This window comes from Algoriphagus sp. AK58 (assembly GCF_014324365.1).
Taxonomy (GTDB): domain Bacteria; phylum Bacteroidota; class Bacteroidia; order Cytophagales; family Cyclobacteriaceae; genus Algoriphagus.
The window spans coordinates 59,090-81,268 of sequence record NZ_QEIG01000001.1 but is presented as its reverse complement, the minus strand read 5'-3'; the positions used below and the strand labels follow the sequence as shown (position 1 = coordinate 81,268).

Annotated in this window: 19 protein-coding genes; 9 read left to right on the top strand and 10 right to left on the bottom strand. The window is 44.0% G+C overall.

Annotation, left to right across the window (positions count from 1 at the left end):
• Positions 1 to 74 precede the first annotated feature (74 nt).
• From DDT91_RS00350 to DDT91_RS00325, 6 genes are all read right to left on the bottom strand, one after another.
• Positions 75 to 1,670 (bottom strand): SulP family inorganic anion transporter, encoded by a 1,596-nt coding sequence (locus DDT91_RS00350; protein ID WP_187174131.1) that lies wholly within the window; start codon positions 1,668 to 1,670, stop codon positions 75 to 77.
• 42 nt (positions 1,671 to 1,712) lie between these two features.
• Positions 1,713 to 3,635 (bottom strand): proton-conducting transporter membrane subunit, encoded by a 1,923-nt coding sequence (locus DDT91_RS00345; protein WP_187174130.1) that lies wholly within the window; start codon positions 3,633 to 3,635, stop codon positions 1,713 to 1,715.
• Positions 3,635 to 6,130, bottom strand: coding sequence for a YbcC family protein (locus DDT91_RS00340; protein WP_187174129.1), 2,496 nt, complete (start codon positions 6,128 to 6,130; stop codon positions 3,635 to 3,637). Before DDT91_RS00340 ends, DDT91_RS00345 begins: the two co-directional genes overlap by 1 nt.
• Positions 6,131 to 6,221: 91 nt before the next feature.
• The gene (locus DDT91_RS00335; protein ID WP_187174128.1) at positions 6,222 to 6,599 is read right to left on the bottom strand and encodes a hypothetical protein; all 378 of its coding nucleotides are present in this window, start codon (positions 6,597 to 6,599) and stop codon (positions 6,222 to 6,224) included.
• Between the two features lie 143 nt (positions 6,600 to 6,742).
• Complete coding sequence (locus DDT91_RS00330; RefSeq protein ID WP_187174127.1) at positions 6,743 to 7,681, bottom strand: DUF4097 family beta strand repeat-containing protein; 939 nt, start codon at positions 7,679 to 7,681, stop codon at positions 6,743 to 6,745.
• 238 nt (positions 7,682 to 7,919) lie between these two features.
• On the bottom strand, positions 7,920 to 8,867 hold the full coding sequence (locus DDT91_RS00325; protein ID WP_187174126.1) for a DUF4097 family beta strand repeat-containing protein: 948 nt from the start codon (positions 8,865 to 8,867) through the stop codon (positions 7,920 to 7,922).
• A gap of 159 nt (positions 8,868 to 9,026) precedes the next feature.
• Here DDT91_RS00325 and DDT91_RS00320 point away from each other — a divergent pair, with 159 nt between their 5' ends.
• Positions 9,027 to 9,620 (top strand): DJ-1/PfpI family protein, encoded by a 594-nt coding sequence (locus DDT91_RS00320; RefSeq protein WP_187174125.1) that lies wholly within the window; start codon positions 9,027 to 9,029, stop codon positions 9,618 to 9,620.
• On the top strand, positions 9,617 to 9,937 hold the full coding sequence (locus DDT91_RS00315) for an antibiotic biosynthesis monooxygenase (RefSeq protein WP_187174124.1): 321 nt from the start codon (positions 9,617 to 9,619) through the stop codon (positions 9,935 to 9,937). Before DDT91_RS00320 ends, DDT91_RS00315 begins: the two co-directional genes overlap by 4 nt.
• 247 nt (positions 9,938 to 10,184) lie before the next feature.
• Here DDT91_RS00315 and DDT91_RS00310 read toward each other — a convergent pair whose 3' ends face one another.
• Genes DDT91_RS00310 through DDT91_RS00300 form a run of 3 tightly spaced genes read right to left on the bottom strand, consistent with a single transcriptional unit; the run spans position 10,185 to position 12,803 of the window.
• Positions 10,185 to 10,697, bottom strand: coding sequence for a thioesterase family protein (locus DDT91_RS00310; RefSeq protein ID WP_187174123.1), 513 nt, complete (start codon positions 10,695 to 10,697; stop codon positions 10,185 to 10,187).
• A gap of 2 nt (positions 10,698 to 10,699) precedes the next feature.
• Positions 10,700 to 11,329 (bottom strand): bifunctional nicotinamidase/pyrazinamidase, encoded by a 630-nt coding sequence (gene pncA / locus DDT91_RS00305; protein WP_187174122.1) that lies wholly within the window; start codon positions 11,327 to 11,329, stop codon positions 10,700 to 10,702.
• Entirely contained in the window at positions 11,310 to 12,803 is a 1,494-nt protein-coding gene (locus tag DDT91_RS00300; RefSeq protein WP_187174121.1) for a nicotinate phosphoribosyltransferase, read from the bottom strand. The genes pncA and DDT91_RS00300 overlap by 20 nt, the downstream gene beginning before the upstream one ends.
• Before the next feature lie 140 nt (positions 12,804 to 12,943).
• On the opposite strand from DDT91_RS00300, the gene DDT91_RS00295 reads away from it, so the two are divergent.
• The 7 genes from DDT91_RS00295 to DDT91_RS00265 all read left to right on the top strand — a co-directional run bounded on the left by DDT91_RS00295 (position 12,944) and on the right by DDT91_RS00265 (position 19,473).
• Positions 12,944 to 13,552, top strand: coding sequence for an RNA polymerase sigma factor (locus tag DDT91_RS00295; protein WP_187174120.1), 609 nt, complete (start codon positions 12,944 to 12,946; stop codon positions 13,550 to 13,552).
• A complete protein-coding gene (locus DDT91_RS00290) occupies positions 13,545 to 14,315 on the top strand; it encodes an anti-sigma factor (RefSeq protein WP_187174119.1) in 771 nt (256 codons plus the stop codon). The genes DDT91_RS00295 and DDT91_RS00290 overlap by 8 nt, the downstream gene beginning before the upstream one ends.
• A 121-nt stretch (positions 14,316 to 14,436) precedes the next feature.
• Entirely contained in the window at positions 14,437 to 15,180 is a 744-nt protein-coding gene (locus tag DDT91_RS00285) for a hypothetical protein (protein WP_187174118.1), read from the top strand.
• A gap of 129 nt (positions 15,181 to 15,309) precedes the next feature.
• Positions 15,310 to 16,251 carry a hypothetical protein gene (locus tag DDT91_RS00280; protein WP_187174117.1) on the top strand — a complete coding sequence of 314 codons (942 nt, stop codon included), beginning with the start codon at positions 15,310 to 15,312 and terminating at the stop codon, positions 16,249 to 16,251.
• 217 nt (positions 16,252 to 16,468) lie between these two features.
• Positions 16,469 to 17,278 (top strand): DUF2490 domain-containing protein, encoded by an 810-nt coding sequence (locus tag DDT91_RS00275; RefSeq protein ID WP_187174116.1) that lies wholly within the window; start codon positions 16,469 to 16,471, stop codon positions 17,276 to 17,278.
• A 31-nt stretch (positions 17,279 to 17,309) separates the two neighbouring features.
• Positions 17,310 to 18,377 (top strand): DUF1611 domain-containing protein, encoded by a 1,068-nt coding sequence (locus tag DDT91_RS00270; RefSeq protein WP_187174115.1) that lies wholly within the window; start codon positions 17,310 to 17,312, stop codon positions 18,375 to 18,377.
• A 31-nt stretch (positions 18,378 to 18,408) separates the two neighbouring features.
• Positions 18,409 to 19,473 carry an ABC transporter ATP-binding protein gene (locus DDT91_RS00265; RefSeq protein ID WP_187174114.1) on the top strand — a complete coding sequence of 355 codons (1,065 nt, stop codon included), beginning with the start codon at positions 18,409 to 18,411 and terminating at the stop codon, positions 19,471 to 19,473.
• Here the strand turns inward: DDT91_RS00265 and DDT91_RS00260 are convergent.
• Positions 19,418 to 22,168 carry a CHAT domain-containing protein gene (locus DDT91_RS00260; protein ID WP_187174113.1) on the bottom strand — a complete coding sequence of 917 codons (2,751 nt, stop codon included), beginning with the start codon at positions 22,166 to 22,168 and terminating at the stop codon, positions 19,418 to 19,420. The two genes, DDT91_RS00265 and DDT91_RS00260, sit on opposite strands and share 56 nt — an antisense overlap.
• Positions 22,169 to 22,179 lie beyond the last annotated feature (11 nt).

Sequence of the window (22,179 nt, the reverse complement as noted above, 5' to 3'; positions counted from 1 at the left end):
TTAGGGAAATAAAACTCCAGGGTACCACACTTATGGCACCCTAGGTTTAGTCTAACAGGTAGTTGTAAATTGGATTAGCTCTGTACCAGCTTTCTGGCAGCCAAATGGTGATCCGATACCGGCTTGTGATTATCCAGCCCGACGATCTTCACATAACCTCCGTGCTCTTCGTACTCATGCTGGAATCGGTGGAGATTTTCCATGACCGAGTGATCTACCAGTTTGGTGTTTTTAAGATCAATAGTGAGGTTAAATCCTGCAGGGATTTCTTCCAGTTTCTTTTTGATCGTCAGAAAATTGGAAAACACCGCCGCTTGTTCGATTTCGATTAGGTAGTCATTTCCATTGGATGATACCAAAACCGGCGCTTTAAACAGCGTTTTCAACGAAGCTCCATTGATCAGGTGCAAAATCACTTTGAGTAAAATACCGGCAGCGATACCGATCAGCAAGTCCTCCACCAGAGTAAAGACTATAGTGACCAGGAAAATAGCCAACTGATCTTTACCGATTTTGAAGGTATTGACAAACTCCTTGGGATGCGCCAGCTTGATCCCTACCGTGATCAGCATCGCAGCAAGGGCAGCATTTGGAATCATTTCGATCACTGGAGTAGCGACCAACACGAAAACCAAGATGAAGAACCCGTGGAAAAAGTTAGCCCAACGGGTTTTGGCACCTTGGTTGACATTGGCCGAGCTACGGGCCACTTCGGAGATCATCGGCAAGCCACCCAAGAAAGCACTCAGTGTATTTCCGATACCCACTGCGATCAGATCTTTATTGTTGTCGGATTTCCTGCGAAAAGGATCCGCGAGGTCAATGGCTTTGACTGTAAGCAGAGATTCCAAGGACCCCACCAAGGCAAACATGATCACATATTTGATGAATACAGCCGGTAGAGAAATTCCGGAGAAATCCGCATTGAAATTCAGATTATCGGTCAGACTGCCAATATGAAGCAAGGCATATGGAGGCTCCGTATGTGCAAAGTCCATGGCCAATTCGGAAGGAATAGCCACGATCAGGACCATCAAGGGAGCCGGGATTTTACCGAGTTTGAAATCCTTCAGGTAAGGCCACCCCATCATAATCGCCAAGCTGTAGACCCCGATAAGGGTCGCGCGGGGATCAAAATTGGCAAAAAACGTGGGGATAGACGTAATCATGGAAACGATGCTCATTCCCCGGTACATTTCCGGATTGACATCCAAAAGCACAGGGATCTGCTTGACAATGATGATGATCCCGATTGCCGCAAGCATGCCGTGAATGGCAGAAAGGGGAAAGATATCCGCCAGTTTGCCCAGTTTGAGAAAACCAAAACCGATCTGAACTATCCCTGCCACCACCATGGCACCAAGGGCTAGCTTCCAGCCGATTTCTCCACCGCCAAAGTCTGCAACCGAACCTGCTACTACCACAATCAGACCTGCCGCAGGTCCTTTGATCGTCAACTTGGAACCGGAAAACAAACTCACGACCATACCGCCTATGATGGCAGTGATCAAGCCCATGATAGGTGGAAAATCAGATGCCTTGGCTATACCCAAACTCAGAGGCATGGCAAGCAAAAACACCACAAAGCCTGCCGTAGCATCAGCAGAGAAGTTTTCTTTTAGGCCGGCCCAACCGTCTTTGGGCAACTGGATTTTTGAAATTGTTTTCATTGGATGAATATTTTTAGGGCACAGGGTGCCCATCAGATCTAATTAGGGTTGAAAGGAGGAACTTTTTACAGAAAGCAAAGAGGAAGAAGTTTCAGGAAGTCCTGACTGATTTTTACCGTCTAATTTGGGTTTGGCGCCCAAAAAGAGCCTGGCAAAAATCCGGACAGCTGCTATTCCCTCCATGACGAAAGCCAAGGCAGCAAACAAAGCCAACAAAACCTGATCTTCGTGAATGTGGCTGAAGAGCAAATCCACCCCAATGAAGGTCGGCGAGATCGGAAACCCCATTAATCCCAACACACTCAGAAGGAACAGGACGGCCAATACTGGATAGCTTTTGACATATCCCTGGTACTCAAAAAGACCGGACTGACCGAGGTGACTTTTCATCCAGGAAATGATCAACAGTCCAGAAAGGCCAAACACCACCACTCCGCTGAGGTAAGTGCCGATCTCGAGACCGGAGAAATTCTCATTTTCGGCTATGGCCAAGACCATCCAGAAGTGATTCATCAGCAGCATCGTCCACGCCAAGCGGGCAGATCTTCGCTCCGTAAACGACTTCAGCACCATCAGAAGGGCTATGAAGGCAAAGACAGTTGGCAAAATTTCCTGAACTCTTGTTGGAAGTTGGTACCCCGTCACCAATAAATAGAATCCCAACAAATAGCTGGGTATGAAATAGAATAACACGGTTCGGTAACTGAGAAAATCCAGCTTATGCCCAAGTTTCTTCAGCGGATTGAAAACCACTTTATTGATCACCCGGTCCAGATTCCATTCTTTCAGACTCCACACATAAAAGGAAATCCTTAGGCGATTCATCCAGCTGCTTTCTGTCTTTCTTGCCTTTGGCTCAAAGCCATAAAACTGCTCCCGAATCAGGTAAGCGACTACAGAAGGCGAAACCAACAGCTGATACGTTCGAAGGAAGGCATTCCCCATAAAATGAATCAGAGCCAGCACTTCCAATCCTGCTGCTACCTCGATAAACATGATCCCGATCTGGGTAAGAGAAGCGTAACCGATTTGGGTTTTCACCGAGGTCTGTACCCTAGCGATCATCGTGGACACGATGGCCGTCATCAATCCCATCATGCCGATTAGGATCCGGACGGTGAGTTGGTTTTCCCAGAAAGGAAAAGTCCTTAAGAGCAAGAATACACCCAAGTGCACGGAAAGCGAGCCATAGAAAATCGCCGAAGAGGGAGTCGGACCTTCCATCGCTCTGGGAAGCCAAGAGGAGAACGGAAACTGCGCCGACTTGGCAGCTGCAGCGAGCAAAAGCATCAGGGCGATAAACATTCCGATTCCTGTATGCCCTGCCAAATGCTCAGAGACCAACTCTGCGTTGCTCAGCTTGAGAAAGGTGATGTTTTCATGCCAGAGGTGATGACTGGCCCACATCGCCAAGATCAAGCCCACATCCCCGATTCGATAGATCGAAAAGACTTTGATCGAATTCCGGGTAGGGAGCAGATTTTGCCGGTAAAAGGCCACCAACAGGAAAGATGACAATCCCAATATTTCCCATCCTACAAAGAGCGTTTCAAAATTTCCCGCCAAAACGGTGATATTGAAGCCCAAGTAGAAAAAGAGAACTGTATTGAAAAAGCGCTTGTAACCACTTTCCCTGTGCAAATAATAGCGGCTGTAAAAGGTAATCAGGAAGGTCAAAACCGCTCCGACTACCACATATACAGCCCCTACCCGATCAAAGAAAAAGTCCACCAAAAACTCGAAATGATCGGTTTTGAACAGGACAAATTCCTTGAGATTGAGCGCTTGAAAACCTATCCCAGCCCAAAAGACCAAGAAGACCAGCACACTGCCCAAGTTGATGCCCGCAGTGTAAAAAGCCACTCGGGAAAGCAGCTTTTCTTCTCGCTCCGGAATAATCAAGCTGATCAAAAAGCCCATGAGAGGTATCCCTATCATGAACTGAATCCAAATTGCCAATTCCATCAGAGTGAGTCGATTACGAAAACGGGAAGATTTTCTTTCGTACTCAAGAGTTTATCCTGAAGATGATCCAAGTGCTCGGTCTTGGCTTTGGGGGAATAAGGAACAAAGCCCTCATCCTTGAATCGCAAAAATTCCCGACTGACCGGATCGATCACCACGAAATGCACCCAATGATTCTTCACCCACTCGTAAGTGGCCGGATTGGATTGCAAGACCTCCAGCACCAACTCAGGATGCTGCTCCACAATCATCATCAGACGAATGGGATCATGTATTTCGACCATTTGGTAAGGAAGACCGGTTCTTAGGTCCCCGTCTGCACCATTGGCCACGCCGATGAGCCCCATCACATTGTGGGGAAGTTTGGTACCTGCTCCTAGTTTGTCAGGATCCATTCGGGAGAAGTAATATTCCAGATTGATCCCTCCACAGACAGGTGCAGCGGCTCCCAGGATTTTGGCAAGTGCTTTTCCTTGGGGATCCTTGCGGTAATCGTAGGAATTCAGGAAAGCACGACGATCGAAAAACAGGCCTTTGATGGTGGATTTGCGGGAAACAATGCAAAGCGCATTGGTCGCATGGTTGTACTCCGGTCTGGGCTCAAATAGCGAAAAAGCACGTTTTTTCACCGCTTCGTGCAAACCTGAAAGCGGTCTGTTTTTCTTGAGGGTGTCAAATCTCCTAGACCTTTCCAATGAGTTGATATCCAGAGTTTTGCTGAATTTATATTGGTTCTCTTGGTGAAGTCGAAGGTTTTCAGGGCTTAACACCTCTACATCATAGAATTCGATCTCATCCTTGGTGGTATCATGCAATCCTCCCAAAAATTGGGTCGTTTCCGGAATGACGATTCCTCTAGACTCCAGCACTTTTCTGACCTCCGGGTGATTGCCCATATGTGCAGCCACTCGCGCATTGACTGAACCAGGTCGACCACAGCAAGCTCCGCAGTCATAGCCGGCATAGTGGGTATTATTGATACTGGAAGCCCCATGACCGATCAAATAAACCAAAGGAGAAAATTTTTCCAAGAGACCGATGCTTCGGAGCAAACCCTCCACACGATCAGCCATTTCTTCTATTTTAAAACCTACCTGCAGTCCAGCTTCCTCCAGTCCTTGGTACTCGATGGTCAGAGTTCCTTTTGGATCCATGTGCTTGAAACTGGACACTTCCAAAGCAGAAGAACTGGGACGAAGGACATTGCCCACCAGCTTCAGGGCCGACCAGAAACCCAAGGTTTGTGCGCTTAGCCAGCCTCTTAAGAGCGAGTGACTGTTCTGATGAAAATGTGCATCCTTGGCCAGCTTTTTATGATCTGCTTTTTCTTTGATCAGGTATTTGGGCGTGACCGGTGCGGGACAGGATTTGGTATGAAACTTTCCAAACTCAGGCTGGAAGTAAAATTCCACATTGAAGAAGCCGGGAGTACCATAGGTAGCACAATTGGGATCGATAAACTCCAAATGCCGACGAGTACTACACTCCCGGTCATCGATGCAAAACAAGGCCTGAAAACTTGGCACTTCAGGAGTAGCTACCGGAGGATTGACCGCTGAGATTCCTGCCAAAACCTCATCATAATAGCTCCATTCAAAGGCTTCCTGCCAGCACTGAAGTACCAGATCTAGTTCATCAAATAGGGCAGTTTCAAAGAGTTCTTTGGTATGGTAAGGAACTCGGACTCCCAGAGGGCTCCAGGATTCTCCAAATTTCTGATCCAAAGCATCGATCTCTAGGAGACATTCAAACATGATGACATCTTTCAGACAGATGACCTTGGAATCTAGAAGAGAACCCGGCTGTGATTCCAAGACAGACACCATTCCAGACCAGCCTGGATGGGCAAATTGCTGATCAAACAGGTACCAACCATAAGCCTCCGGCCTTCCGACAAGGATATCCAGAAGCTCTTCCAGGGTTAGGTCTTTTTTAGCCAAAAGTCCCCTGGCCCTTTCTGTCCTCAGCAAAGAAGAAAAACTCTCTTGCTGAATGAACCGAACGGCCTCCAGAAAGCCCTTGGAGTCAGCAGGAAATGACCAAATGGAAATCCCCTGATCCAAATAGGCAGAAAGCAAACGGAACAGAAAAGGATGGGTGATTTTGTCGAGATTGAAGTGGTAATCATTTCTCCAATGGGCTCGAAACTGACCGATTTTAGGAGAAAGGGTATTTTCTGTGGCCTGATCGAGCATCTTCACCAGCCAATGATTGGCTTGAGATCCGAAATGCTCCTCCAGGACATGCTGAAGAATTTCGCCCTTGATTTTACCATCTCTGTAAAGTTGACGGTATTCTTCAAGTGCCAAATATCCCTTGTATCCAAATTGGGAATTGGCCTGCTTCAGTGCCTGGAAAAAGGGCAAGTGCTGAAAAGCATGCAGGGTATTGTGATGGACAAAGTCCTTGAGCGGGGCTTGAGCAGGAAGAAAATGCTTAAGTTCATGCACGATCTCCTCCACTCCAAAAGCCTGACGCTCTGAGTGATGTTTCATTTGATGAATTCTGAGTGAGTGATTTTGAATTGGCCAAAAAGCCAAAAACATCAGCGAAATGCCGATCAATCATTGCCTTATAGGCAAAAAATCAACTCAGATGGATTTTCCAAGAATGGTAAAAATCATACAATGGAGGTAGACTTCCTCGAATAGCCTTGTTTCCATAAGCAGGGTGCCCCGCCAAGCCGGACCCTAATTCTAAGAATCCGGGAGAACATGAACATGAAACCCCAAAAGAAACTTCACCTTCTACTTCTACCCGCTCCTCTTTTTCAAGTTTACGCGTTAGGGTAACATTTCCAGAAAACCAGTCCGAATCTGCATAAAGCACTTCTTCATGACTAGTCTTATTGGCACAATGAAGAGTATCTTCCGAACCTACAAAATCCGATACAACACCAGCCTGACCTTGGATGACCAAGGAGAGCTTTAAGAAGAGGGTGATCAGATTAAGAATGGAAACCATTTGCCGAGAAAAACTTCGAAATATAAAAGTATTTTTTTGATTCCATAAGTGACTTTTATCTCTTTTAACAAAAATTCAATAAAACAGCCACTTCTTCATCAATGCTGTAATTCCAGCTTCAATCAAAAAACAAAATCACTGATTTAAAATGAGCTTTTCACCGAAACTGAACCGCTGTAAATGCTCCCGAAAAGTAAAGGTTGCCCATCCGTAAAATCAGAAACGGATGAATTGAAAGTCTTCTCCCCAATGCTTACGGAACCTGGACTTAAATTGAAAAGGTAGCCATATCCGGAAATATCAGTAGAAGTACTTAGGTCTACTTTTCCTCCCGCAGCATTCAACTCCACCCTATTTGCCAAACCCACATTTTCTCCTCTTACCTCTCCCCTTCCTGCAGAAGCGGCTCTTAGTAGTTCCACATTTTGAAGGGAAACCAATCCTCCGGGACTGTTGGCAGCTGCCAAACTCATGGTGCCGACATTCTGAACAGTGATTCTTCCTCCCTCTGTAAATACTCCTGTAGTGCCTATGCAATTTTGAATCGTTCCGGAACCACCCAGCAGATTGAGGAAAAAATTTGCGCTTTCCAGCTTGCTTCCAGTAAAGATCCCTGCATCCTGCCTGATCAAAAGTTCTTCAGCCTTGATATTCTCCAAGGCAATCTCACCGGATTTTTGCTCTACCTGAATTCGCTTTGCATCCAAGTTTAGAATAGAAATCTTATTGCTGCCTCCCACAACTTTCCACTCAAAATTTTCCGAGCTTCTGATCTCGATATAGCCCGAGGTGGGATTGACATTGTTTCTGATATTATCCAAATCAAGTACGATTCGTCCAAACTGCCTGTTTACTCGTAGCAAAGGACTGAATTCATTATCTCTACTGATCATGGATTCGATCACTGTCCCGTTCAGAGACTGATCTCCAATGATTCTCACTTCCAATCCCCCGGGGTTGATTTCCAAATAGGTTAGGTAATCCACTTCCAGATACACTTGCTGATCTCTGACCTGGTCAAGATTACAGGAGAAAATGAAAAGGGGAACGAAAAGTAAAAGCCAAACAATCCTAATTTTCATTTGGGAAAATAGCGAATTAACTAGAGAATTAAAATAAAATTCCCGATATCGCTACCGGGAATTTTGATTTGATCGAATTTAGTAATGCATATTCGGAACTTTGCCAGTAACATATCTTAAAGGCCAGAAGACCAAGTTAACGCAAAGTTTTTGGCATCTTCGGTCTTTGGTCATCTTTCTTCCGGCCCAAAATCAGAGTAAAATTCGTCGACTGGCAGAATAGCGTATAATCAGAATTTTAGTTTCTTATCTCTATGCTTCCGCTAGATACTGATCCTCTGACGGTATGTGGAGCGCCATTGTTGATCTGAATGGATCCAGTGGACGAACTTTGTCCCACCACAATTCTTCCACTTCCTGCCTGAAAATCAAAGTTGAAAGCTCGTAGATTAGAAAAGGTCTGAATCGAAATTTTACCGGAAGAACTTACCAGATTGGTTTTTGGTCCAAGTCCTACGACTGTTCCCGTAATATTCCCTGAACTTACTTTTAGCGATTCGATTTCGGTGACATTTGCCATTTCCAGATTACCTGAACTTAGCTCTGCATTCAGCTTTCCGGTTAATCTTTTCACCCCAACATTCCCACTGGAGGCAAAAATTTTCAAATTACCGGCCATTTGATCAATTTCCACTCGGCCCGAAGAAACTTCGATATCGACATTTCCCACCAAATTATACCCCTCAACAGTACCCGAGCCTGCCTTAAGCTGAATAGATGGTGCTTTTACATTAGTAACCAGAATACCTCCAGAACCGGAAGTGATATCGAGATTGGGGAATTCGATCCCGAAAACCTGGGTTTTGCCTGATCCTGAATTAACATTCAAATCAAGATTTCTAGGTCCGCTGATGTTGATAGTACCTCGGTGATTTCCTCCACTGAAGCGGCTTTTTTTATCCAATTTGATCAGAAGGGTATTCCCGGTCACAGAATAGTCGATTTGGTAAGCACCTGATTTGGAAGATTCTAATATACCATCCAAGGAAACGAGAGTCTGACCCGTTTTAGCTTCATAGTTCACCTCGAGAAATCCGGATTCAATATCGATTCGTTGGATTCCGGAAAAGTCTTCATCGATGGTCTGTACCAATTCCATCTCTCGCTCACAGGAGCTAAACAGCAATGCGGATGAAACCAATAGGCTTAAAACGCCTGTTGAATTTGGAAATCGTAATTTTTTCATAGTTGGATGAGTTTTGACGGCACACATATTTGCAATTTTCAGGCCTTCCTTATTTCCCTCCTTTTGTTTTCTGATTTTGATTTAAAAATCAAGGACTTATTTTTCACAGTAAGAGAGTCTGTCCAGAAAAACTAACTTTAAACTCCAAATTGATCAATCATGAAGCATGTAGACATCTTTCTTTTTGAAGAAGTAGAAGTATTGGACTTTGCAGGACCATTTGAGGTCTTCTCGGTGGCCTCTCAGTTGTCCGACTATCAACTGCTTAAGGTGTCCACTTTTGGAGCAACATCTTCCCCAATTCGGACAAAAAACGGGCTTCAAGTGATTCCTGACTTTAGTTTGGATCAGGCGGGGGAGGTTGATTTTATGGTAATTCCCGGCGGAGATGGCACCAAGAAAGTCATCCAAAACCCACTCCTTTTGGAAAGACTAACCTCCAAAATCAAGCAATCCGACTGGACCATGAGTGTATGCTCGGGTTCAAGAATTCTTGGAAAAACAGGGTTTTTGGCTCATAAACCCTATTGTACACACCACGAGGTTTTTGAAAGCATGCAGGAAATCGAACCCTCCGGAATACCTCAACCCGAACTTCGGTTTGTGCAAAGTGATCTGAAAATCTGGACTGCGGCGGGAATTTCTGCTGGGATCGACTTGGCGTTGCATCTGACCGAACTCACTTTTGGAAAGGAATTGGCTACGCTCACTGCCAACTACATGGAATACTATCCTTATCTCGACAAAAAATGATCGCGAACACCCCAGAACCGCCATACTATGCGGTGATTTTTTCCAATCTCAGAACTGAAGTGGACGAAGGCTATGGTGAAATGGCAGAAGAAATGGTAAGACTTGCCGAGCAGCAGCCTGGCTATCTGGGACACGAAAGTGTAAGAAATGGCTTGGGAATAACCATTTCCTATTGGGAAAGCCTGGAATCCATCAAAAACTGGAAAGCCAATACCGAGCACCTCCTCGCGCAGAAGTATGGGAAAGAAAAATGGTATTCCGCTTATAAAACCCGGATTGCTTTGGTCGAACGGGATTATGGATTTGAGAAAAAATAGGAATCCAATTTTGGTGGCTTTGATTGGGATTTAAAGAAATTTGGATATAGAGAAATTTGCCAGTGGCCAAGTTATAAGTTCAAATGAACTAGTAAATGCCAATTCTTGGACTTCTTGGGTCTTCTGTTTACGGTCTCCCAGCCCCAAATCAAAGAATATTCGTCTACTGGCCGAATAGCGTATAGATTAAGAAAAAGACCTGTCCGATTTTCAAAAACCTGAAAGGTCTTGCTTTCCAAACCAAATCTTACTTTTCCAGCTCTTCTTTCAGCTGCTTTACACGCTGACGAATATCCAAAGTGGCCAAATCCAAATCCAACGAAGTGGCCTTTAGAAAGTCCTGAACCGCTCCGGAGTGATCCGTGGACTTGCCTTCGGCTAGAGTCACATAGCGCATGGTAGACCAAAGAACTGTTTTTAACTGAGTTTTGGAATCATCGGTCATGAAGTATTCTACCAGGATGGTGTTGTGATTGTACCAAAGAATTCGGCTCATGATACGAACCCACTCTCCTACCATGGCAGGCTTTACATAACTGATGTTGTGATTATATACTACCCATGCCGCCTTGTAAACTCGAATCAGATCGATGATTTCCAAGCCATACAGTTTGGGAACCTGATCTTCACGGGCGTTGAAGAAGTAATCGAAATACTTCGCATTGTTAAGATGGCGAAGTGGATCGCAATCCTGAAAGCGGATGACCACTCGGCTTTCGGTCTCTTTGGGGTAGTGTTTCTCCGGATCGTATTGAAACATGCTTAAAGATCTTTACTGGTTATACTATGAATTCCTGCTTGGTTCATTTCCTGGATGGCTTGATTCCCATCTTCGGGCTTCAGGTTGACGGCACGGGTAGCATCTGTGATCAAATAAGTCTCAAAACCCAAACTTTTGGCGTCCATGGCTGTAAATTTCACACAATAATCCAAGGCTAAACCGCAGACAAACACCCGCTCGATTCCTTTTGATTTTAAGTAATCGCCCAATCCTGTATCTCCACGTCTGGCATTGTCAAAAAAGCCTGAGTAAGAATCCACCTCTGGATTTTTCCCCTTTTGGAAAATCGCTTCCCAGTTTTCACGATGCAAATCAGCGTGAAAATCAGCGCCGCTTGTCCCCTGTACACAATGGATCGGCCATAAAATCTGATTCAATCCCGCCAAATCAATCCATTCCCCAGGCACTTTTCCAGGATGATTGGCCGCAAAACTTCCATGATCGGCAGGGTGAAAATCCTGGGTAGCGACAATGTGATCGAATTTTTCCTGGATCGCATTGATGACCGGTACTACCCTATCTCCTTCGCTTACCGCCAGGGCACCACCGGGAATAAAATCATTCTGAACATCCACGATGATCAGTGCCGAATTAGCTTTTTTCCACTCCATTGTCCAATTCTTTTGCTTTCAAAACCAAATCCATCCTCAAATGGTGCAAGTGTTCTTCCAATCCTACCGGATAAATATGAGGGTTGATCAATCGCTTGTGGGTTTTGTCAAAAGCCTCGAGTTGCTTGATCCCCCGATCCCTGATCTGATCCAGAGTCGGCAGTGAATAGATTAACTCTCCTTTTTTGAAAATAGGTTTGAGAAGAATTTCCTCTTTGTAAAAAATCGGCATCAGGCGCTTTCGATGCGTCGGGTCAGTGGGATCAATAATCATGGCACTTTTAGGATCGATGACTTGATCCTCCAAATAAATCATATCTGCCACTGCCTTTCCATTGGAATAATACCGCTTCACATTATGAATACCGGGGATATTGATTTTGATGGATTGCTGAGAAAGTTTGATTTTGGGTTCCCAGGTTCCTGACTCGGATTGGATGGCAGAAAGCTTATACACTGCACCCAAGGCCGGTTGGTCAAAAGCTGTAACCAGCTTAGTCCCCACTCCCCATACGTTGATGGAAGCTTCCTGAGATTTAAGGGAGCTGATGATATGCTCGTCCAGATCGTTGGAACCGACAATTTTTGCATTGGGAAAACCGGCCTCATCCAACATTTCCCGAGCCTTATTGCTGAAATAGGCCAAGTCGCCCGAATCGATTCTTACTCCTAGCAATTCTTTTCCCTTGCTTCTGAGAATCTGCCCCACTTTGATGGCGTTTTTCACTCCGTTAAGCGTGTCATAGGTATCCACCAAAAAGATGCAGTTATCCGGAAAAGCTTCTGCATAAGCTTCAAAAGCCTCCAATTCGGTCTCGAAAGACATGATCCAACTGTGAGCATGGGTTCCTGAAACAGGGATGCCAAATAGCTTTCCTGCCAGGACATTACTGGTAGAAGTACAGCCCCCGATATAGGCTGCTCTAGACGCAGCAAGGGCACCGTCAATTCCCTGGGCCCTCCTCAATCCAAACTCCATGATGGGTTCACCCAAAGTGGCCAGATTGATTCGGGCTGCTTTGGTAGCGATGAGCGTTTGAAAATTGATGATGTTCAAAAGTGGAGTTTCCAAAAGCTGGCACTGAAGCAAAGGCCCCCTCACTCTCACCAGTGGGGTGTTAGGAAATACCACGGTCCCCTCCTCGACAGCATCGATGTCGCAGGTAAACTTCATCTTGCCCAAGTACCTCAAAAATTCAGGCTCAAACATGGGACTTCCATCCTTTTGTTTCATTTCGCCCAGGTATGCCAGATCTTCTTTTTTGAAGGTGAAATTTTGGCAAAAATCAATGAGGTATTCGAGACCCGCAGCCATGGTGAATCCGCCCTGAAAGGGGTGCTTTCTGAAAAAAAGATTGAACACTGCCTCCTGATCCGCCTTTCCGGACTTCCAATAGCCATAAGCCATGGTAAGTTGATAGAAATCAGTCAATAAAGCCAGTGAGCTTTGGTAAAGGTCTTTGGTGATTTTCATAAATCTCGGAAAAACTAAACTAAAGGTAAGCCTTACGGCTTATCTGACCAAGAAAACCTCATTTTGGAAAGGCATGGTAAATTTTCTGATATTGAGGTTACATTTTGAACAGCAACTACGACAAAGAACCGAGGAAGCAGATGAAGCTTAGCCGAAACCTAACTGATCAGGAGATTTTGAACCAAATCAAGTCCAAAACCAACCCGAATCAGGCCATCAGTCAACTGTACAGTCAGCACTATGGGATGCTTGAGCATTACATCCTGCAAAACTCAGGCTCAGAAGATGACGCGGCAGATTGGATCCAAGAAGTGATGCTCGTATTTGTAAAAATGGTCAGAGAAGAAAAGTTCAGAGGTGAATCCTCCATCAAATCCTTCCTTTACAGCATTTGCAAAAATGTCTGGATCACCGAATTAAGAAGAAGAAAAAGTACCCTGGCAAGACATGAGCGATATGAAGGAGAGAAAGATCAGATTGACCTCGGCATCACTGAGCAAATCAGCCGTAACGAGAATCTGAAATTTGTAATGGGACTTTTCGAAAAGCTTGGTGAAAAGTGTAAGCAGGTGCTGACCCTCTTTTACTTTGAAGAATTGCCCATGAAAGAAATCTGTGAACGGCTGGATTTCAGTTCCGAACAAGTGCTCAGAAATAAAAAATACAAATGCCTACAATCTCTGACCGAACAGGTAAAATCATCCGAAACCCTATCCCAAAACCTCTTAAAAGCCTTGCGTCATGAATGAGAACTATACTTTGGAAGAATTGGAAGCCTTTCTATACGGCGAGCTTCCAGCGGATAAGGCCAAGAAACTGGAGGAGGATATCAAAACAGATCTCGCACTCCGTTCTGAATTGGAAGCACTAAAAATCAGTAGAGAAGCCATAGATATGGCCGGATGGAAGGAAATGATCCAACAGTCGCAGGCGGAATTTCTGCTAAACAGAACTGAGGACAAAAAAGTAAAACCTCTGAATAGTGGATCAGCCGACTTTTTCTTATGGAGCAAAAGAATTGCTGCCTCCATGGCTTTTGTGCTAGTGGCCATGGCAGGGTATTTACTCTTTTCAGTTTCCCCAGAAAGTATCACTTCCGGTCAGGTAGATTACAGGATACCGGTGATGAGATCCTCCGAAAATCTGCAAACAGAACTTCAGGAAGCTTTTGCTGAAAAAGAATTTCAAAAAGTGATTGACTTGGGTTCTCAACTGGATGCTCCATCCATAGAGGCATCATTTCTCGTGGGAATGGCGCACTTGCAATTGAATCAGTTTGCTGCAGCCGAAGAAGCTTTTCTGGCTATCGAACAGACCAATCAACAAAATCAATCTCTGGAATTTGCAGACCAGGTGGACTATTACTTGGTCAAAGCTTACCTCTCCACGGGTCAGCTTGAGGAGGCCGAGGTCAGAATGAGGAAAATAATAGATGATCCAAAGCATACCTATCATCAAAATTTCGGGAAGAGCGATCTTTTCAAGATTTTTATTCTAAAGCTAAAAAATTGATTTTAAAGCATTTACTTATACAAAACCTTCTTTACAGAAGGTTTTTTTATTTTTTTTCAAACAGGTGGTTACATTTTTGACGTTGGTTTCTACAAAGGGAAAACAAATCCAAACAACACTAATGAAAACTACTCACCGATTTTATGCTCTTGCATTCGCTGCTTTAGGAATGGCTTTTTCTTCCTGTACTGATGAAAACAATCCCGATGTTTTGGGTTCGGGAGAAGTCAAAATTGGCATGGGGGTAAAGCTCAAATCCTCTGGAAATGCCGGCGCAAGACTTGCCAACACCGGCTTGAATATCAATACCGGTTTCCTTCAGGTAAAAAAGATCGAATTGGAAACCGAGGGTGTAGATGAGGCTGGAAGAGAATTTGAAAAGGAAATGGAATTCAAATTTCCGGAAATCAAAAAAATCAATTTTGATGAGTTGAACTCGAATGCAGACTTTTTCATCGCCATCCCTGCGGGAAATTATGAAGAAATCGAAGTAGAAATCGACTTGATTGATAACAAAAACCAACCCTCCATTCAGTTGGAAGGTACGTTCACTTACACCGATGGCCGTTCAGTTCCTTTCCGTTTTGAAGTATTTGGAGATGATGACGATGACATTGACTTCGAAGTAGAACTGGAAGGAGAAGATGACGATGATCTGTTCTTCTTGGACAATGTAAATAATCCACTTGCCCTGCTTCAGATCGATGCTCAGAGATGGTTTTCCACCATTAGTACCTCAGCCTTAGAATCTGCTGAACTTACCAGTGGAGTACTTCTGATCAACCGAAATACCAATAGAACCATTTACAGAACTGTGGAGGATCGCATAAAAGCATCCAGTGACATTGAACTGAAAATGAGATAAATAAACTCATTCACTTCACCGTAAAAAGACGCCCAATTGGCGTCTTTTTTTATTTATCCTAATCTCTCGAGTTGAGCTTTAAATTATTTAACCGAACTTAAATTCCGGATTCAGCACTGTTTTTTGGTCATGACAAATTGGGAAGGTTCTACATTAGGAAAATGGATGTACCAAGTGATCTTTCTGATGATCATCGGCTGTGCACCAGAGGAGAACGCAAAAATTCCCGATTACTCATCACGGCAAACCATTTCTAAAATTGAATCCTTGGAAGCTGTCTTGGAGTTGGGTAAATCAGAATCTACTTCCTCATCCTTTGACTATTTCGTATTCAAGTCAAGGACTGAGGTCGGTCAGGAAGTCAAACTTTTTCCTTTTGACAGCACCTTACTCAAGGCATTTATTATTGAAAACAGTCGGGCAAACGATGGCCAACCTCAAGGGCACTCTGCTCTGAAAATCCTGAGCCTTTATTCATCCAATCAGAAGGAGTGGAAGGTAAAAATCAGCGGACAACTCAAAAAAAACTATCCTAATGACACTATTTCTGAAATACCTTTTCTTCTGGAAAAAATAGAACCCCTTGAATCCTGCCCTTTGGTAAATCAAGTGAAAGATGAAAAAATCCCCATCCAAGAAATCCTATGGAAATGGAAAGGATTTTTAAATGAAAAGGGAGAAATCTATTCTTTCCCTTCCTGTGAAAATCCTGAAGCAACTTTAAAACTGACTACCAAAAGAATGCCTGAAGGTGGGCCTGGCTATTACAACCCCCAACACCCTGAAGCATTTTACTTAGAACTTTTCCCCGGATATTTTTTCAAATCAAAGCCATTCCTGCTTTATGAATTGGGTACTTCTTTAGTCGATATTTATTCTTCCACTTGGCTGGGCCCCAATCAGCAAGATGTAGTACCCAAAATGTACACCTCCAAACAAACTGCAGAGAAGGCAGACAGTTTGTTTACCCTACTATCCCCCAACTCAAAAATCAACTTCGATCTAGCGGGTAATCAATTGATTCTCGAGAATAAAGAGAAAAAAATCAAGGCACTTTTTACCCACGATTGACTTTAATTTTCTTCCAAATCTTCAGGATTGAGATCAATCTTCGAAGTCTTTTTTTTCAGTGTTCTACCTCTGGATAATTCAAAAACACCATGATTCTCGGGGCGCTTTTTGGGAAATCAACCTAGAATCGAAGGATTGAGATCACAGAAAGAATTTTTTCAAAAACCGATTACATCCGAGCGGTTGGCTTCGACCTAGAAGTACAAAAGCCACCGATATGAAAAACACAAGTAGCAGGATTTTTCTCCTTTTCTTCTTTCTGACCCTATTTCCTCTTTTCGCAGTCGCCCAATACAAAACCAGACTTTGGAACAGCTACAGCTTGGGAATGCCTCTCACCAAAGAGCTAAGTCTAAGAGGAAGTTACATGAAGTCTTTGGGAATGGACGATTCTCAGGTGGAAACTGCCTTCAATTGGTATTCTTTGCGACTGAACTATAAGTATAACAAGGATTGGAATTTTGGGATGGGCACAGCGTGGATGCATGTGCCAAGCCTCGATCGGACCACATTCCGATTTATTCTGGAAGGAACACACCGGATTGTTTTGGACAGAAGGTATGTGCTGAGAAACAGCCTGCAATTTGAAGCTCACAACGACCAGGAATACCGCTTTGACCAAAGAGTCATCCTTTCCTCCAGAATTGGGCTGAGAAAAAGACTGGATTTCCTAAAAGTGGCGCCTTCGCTCAGCTATTTCCTTTTTTACAATATCGGTGGGGCACCTATCCGATATTTCAATGAACAAGGAGAAGAGATCGCCAGGAAGCCATCCAACGGACTTCACAGAGGAAGGATCATGGCCAATTTCAACTTTAAAATTTCTGATCCCCTCCGTCTTTCCATTTACTACATGAATCAGCATGAATTCAATCTGGTCCTTTCGGAGACCAATAAAATCAATGTCTTAAACCCAAATACCGGTCGAATTCAACGGCCTTTTAACAACCAACACATCATCGGAATCTCGCTTTCCTATCAGCTCAAAGGTCTCAACACCGATGGCGTATTACCCTTCAACTTCTAAATCAACTTCCCCCACTCAATCTTTTATAGCCATGAAAAACAGAATCAAGAAAGGAATGACATGTGCACAGGTATCCATGGATTACTTCATTCCAACCCATGAACTTCCTGAGGATCTTCGTCTTAGCGCAGGTGATGTAGCCTTGTTTGAAGTGACTCATCTTGGAAAGCATACACAAATCCAAAGTGCAGGAAGAAACCTAACTCTTGCCTTAGGTGATCAAATTATGGCAGTATTTGGCGCCCGTTATGCGACAAATCAGTTTGAAGGATATGTACCGGAAACGCTTCAGGAACATTACCATATCCTCGGAGGAGGAGGTGTGGTAGGAATCTTGGAATCAAGCCACTCCAAATTTGAAACAGAAGGGCCTACCCAACTCAAAATGTTGGGAATGGTAACTGATTCATCCGGCCAAATCCTGAATACCATTCAAGTCGGTCAACCTCATCTTTCAAAATTTGACGGAACAGCCGCATCCAAAACGAAAGTGATCCTTTCCCTAGGATCATCCATGGATAGCGGAAAAACCACTACCGCTGCATTCCTTTGCCATGGATTTGCCCAGCAGGGAATCAATGCTGCCTATATCAAGCTGACCGGCACAGCCTATCCCAAAGACCGAAATCTTGCTTATGACCTTGGCGCAATCACGGCCGTTGACTTTACCAAATATGGCTACCCTTCCACTTATCTGATTTCAGAACAGGAGCTGTTGAATCTTTACGAATCTCTGCTTGCCGAGGTCCTTCCTTTTCAGCCAGAATATGTGGTGATTGAAATCGCTGACGGAATTTTCCAACGGGAAACCCGAATGCTCCTCAGAAATCCGGTGTTCATGAGTACTGTTCACCAGGTCGTTTTTTCAGCGGGTGATAGTCTTTCTGCCGTGCAGGGTGTCCAAACTCTCAACCAATGGGGAATCATGCCCTCTGCCCTATCCGGCCTGTTTACCGCAAGTCCTCTTTTGATCAAAGAGGTCAAAGAATTCCTCTATGAAAGACAGGAATTGCTTTTTCTTCCTATCCTCAATTTGGAAGATCTTTCCGCAGGAAAATGGCCCATGGTAAAAGAGAATTTTTCCCAGCTCCAAGCTTGAGCGATTAACTTCTCCCCTGAACTTTCTTGACATGAATAATCCGATAAAGAACAGAACCTTAAGAAAGTATTGGTTTGGGAAATTTCCCTTATCTGGACTTTACTTGGCGCTGGGATGGATAGCCAGCCTCAGCACCTTTTTCCTCAGCCTGATGACCGGATGGTTTTTTGAACTCCAGTTCCAAAATTCTCTGGCGAAAACCCAAATCCTGGAAGGATCAGGCTTAAAAATGGAAAGTTTGGAGGTCTTCTTTACCCTAATGGGATTGGTTACTCTGTTGAAATTCACGCTTCAGTACTTGGAGAGAAAAGGACTGAATCAAGATGTGGATCGGTTTATCCATTACCTAGTGGCAAAAATGTACCGAAGGCAACTCAGATGGATGCCTGAAAAATTTGAAAAAAAACCTTTCAGCAAATATTTGCTCAGGTACAGTGGAGATTTACTTCCGGTAAGAAATCTCCTCACGCATGGAATTCATCGGGGGCTAAGAGACCTCCTCTTCTTGATTTCAGGTGTATTGCTTCTGGGATGGATAAACCCCAACTTGACCCTACTGGTGTTACTTTCCGGAGTCCTGATTTTACCCTACTTCCTTTGGCTTGACAAAAGGCAACTTCAACTTGTCCCTGAGAAAAGAAGTCAAAAAAATGAACTGCTGCATTATGTGACTCAATCTTTTGGCACTCACTCCAGCTTACATGAAGGCAATCGAATCAATAAATCCATCCGCGAATTCAATAGCCGAAATGACCACTTACTTTCTACTCAGTTGAATTACCAACGATTGGAGTCCCTTCGCCATGCAAGCATCAATGCCTTAGGTCCTATCCTGGTGGGCTTACTCTTATTCAGCTCATGGATGGATTGGTCTTCTATTGGTCCTGGAGACTTATTGGCCTTTTTGCTTGTTTTGGGAGCTTTGATTCCTGCAATCCGAAATGTCATCAAAGCACCAGAAATCATTGAAAAAGGACTGCTTTCCCTGAAAAAAATCGACAAACTGTCCAAAAAAGCCAACCTTAATCCAAGGATTTCTGCTAAGCCTGGAGATCTTTCCGAGTCCAAGCCCATACTCCGACGGCTAAAAAGCTGAAGATTCCGAGTATCCAAAGAATGGCATCAAATCTCCAAGTCCCAACTTCTGGCTGACCTATGATCCGGTAGTTGGTCCAATAGAATGGGTGGTGAAATTGGGCCATGGTTGGATCCTCCAACAAGTCGAGTTTTGCTTTGCGAAGAGCGTTGGAATAAGAATCTCCCATGCCTGCATACTTATAAAATCGCGAGGATAAATAAGCCGAAACCTGATCCTCACTCACCCATTGGGAAATTACCAACTGGTCCACACCGGCAATGGCCAAGCTCCTCGCTAAACTGATCAGCCCTTCGCTGTTACTTTCTTTTCCTGATCCTGTTTCGCAAGCACTCAAGTAGACTAATTCTACAGGATCCAAATTTTGGAATGCAAGCTCGGGCGCAAATATCCTGAACTCCTCCTCCCCGGGATAAAAGGCGATGAAAGCTTCATTGGGATCTTCGGAAGAAGCTACCGCATGGGTAGCCAGGTGAATGATTTTGGCTTTTGGAGACCTCTCCAGGAATACTTCTCTTGTAGCCTCCTTTCCCATTAATTTTTCTCCTTCTAGGGCGGAAATTTCAGCAACGGATTGTCTCAATGGTGCAAATCCCCTGAAATTTTCTGGACCTTCCAGGATAAAAGGTGCAACAGCAAGAATAGCTGGTTGAGGACTTTCTCTACTCACTTTCTTGATAAAACGGGCAGAAAACTGGTAGCTAAGTGGCAGCGTTTCGATTAGATAATTACCCGAACTGTCTGACAATAAATCAAAGGGGAACTTATTGAAAAGTTGATGTGGAACAAGAATCAACTCCTCCAATCCGACCAATCGGTCTTGGAATGAACCCAAAACCAACTTACTAAAATTCGTCCAATTCGGATTGGACGATAACCTTTGACCCGATTGGGGGGACTGGATTTCTGTCATCCAGTTTCTCAACCCTTCCAAAGGAATCTCCGATAAGGGAACCACTTTCCAATCCAGCACCTGATTTTCTACCCAAAAAAGAAACAAGTTGCTTTCGCTGATGAAAAATGTCAGTACTCCGTAGCCTTGAGGAAGATTTTGCTGAAGCTGTGCGAGGGTAAATTCACTATTCTCCTCGCCAATGAATCCGGGATATTGCCTGAACTTCTCCCGGATTCTTGACAAATTTACCCGGAGGTCAACCAAGTCTTTTTCCAGTTGAGCTCTCACTTGCCCATCCTGTGTATCCAATAATTTTTGGTAATTCTTTGATATCGAAAACAAGAGGTTTTTCTCCTCCTGAATCAGCCCTCCCGGAAGTCCGAAAGATCTCTTTCGGGCTTCTTCTTTAGCCCCGATATTCAAGCCCTCTGACTTGCTTTCCTCGGACCATACAAAAGCCAATTCCATCAAAAAACCATCCTTTTTTATTGCAAAAAACCGAAATAAAGAATCTATGGCTTTCTGGTAAGCAAGCTGAACTTTATCACCTAAAAAAACCCTTGCCTCATCATTGTCATAATTCACCGAAATAAATCTTGCCAGGGAAAAGGCCTTTTTCCAGGTATCCAAACCTAAGGCAAACCAGGTATCTTTTTTGGTTTTATCATACAAAGTCCAGGCTGTTTGAGCCTTTTTGGTCAGCACATCAAACAATGTCAGAGCAGACATCCCCAGAGCCAATTGATCCGGGTTGGAAAAAGGGTCAGGATTCTGAAATTCCGGATGCAACTGAGCAATCGATAGCTGAAAGAACTTTAAAGCCTCCTCTTCTTTTTGCCGAGCAATCCAAAAATCCCCCAAAAGGGAATAATAAATGCCCTTCTGGAGATTTTTTGAAGAAAGGGAATCCTTTTCAACCAATACCTTGGCAAGACTCAACTCTTTTTCAAGGTTTTGTAGATCTTGCTTTTGTAGAAAAACCTTGGAGCGAAGATTGCGAAAGGAAAGGGAATTGTTGGCAAAATCAGGCTGAATGGAATCCAGGACTTCTAAAGCCCTTTCGGGATTTCTCTCTTCAATGTAGGTATTGGCCAAGTTGATTCGGATTTGATCAGTATTGATCCCCAACTTCAATAAGCCTTTGTAAATCGTCTGTGCACTGTCAAACTTTTCCAATTTATACAAAGCCGAAGCCTTGTTACTGCTGAAACTATAGCGGGCATACCGTTCCATATCAGGATTTTCACCCAGCAGATAGGACTCGGCTTTTGAAAAGTAACTGACACTTTGGTTGAAATTTCCTGTTTCAAAAAAATAGACCCCCAAGGCATTATAAAGCCTTTCAGGCTCTGCATTCTCTTGAATCCGTGTCTGAAGCATTTCTGCTTTCTGCAAGTGATACAGGGAACTATCCAATTGATTAAGAGCAAAAAGAGCCTCCCCGAGATACAAATGATGCGCATAAACCAAGGTATCTGGAAGTTGAAAAGCTCTTGCCATTACAATGCCTTGGTTATAAGCGTTCTTTGCATCTTTCACCTTTCCATAAGTCAGAAAAAGATTTCCGAGTCTCTCACTCGCAAGAACAAAATCAGTTGCTTCGGATGGGTTGGGTACAGCTGCCAATACCTCCTGGTACAACGCTATGGCTTCCAAATCCTGAGATTCAGAAGGATTGTCCAGAAAATAAAGATGATTTGCCCGATCTAAGTTTGGATTCTGTTGCTGAAAAGTCCATGTGATCCCTGAATTGGAAACAAGGAGGAAAACTAAAAAACCAATCAGGATCTTTTTTGACATATAGGGGCTGA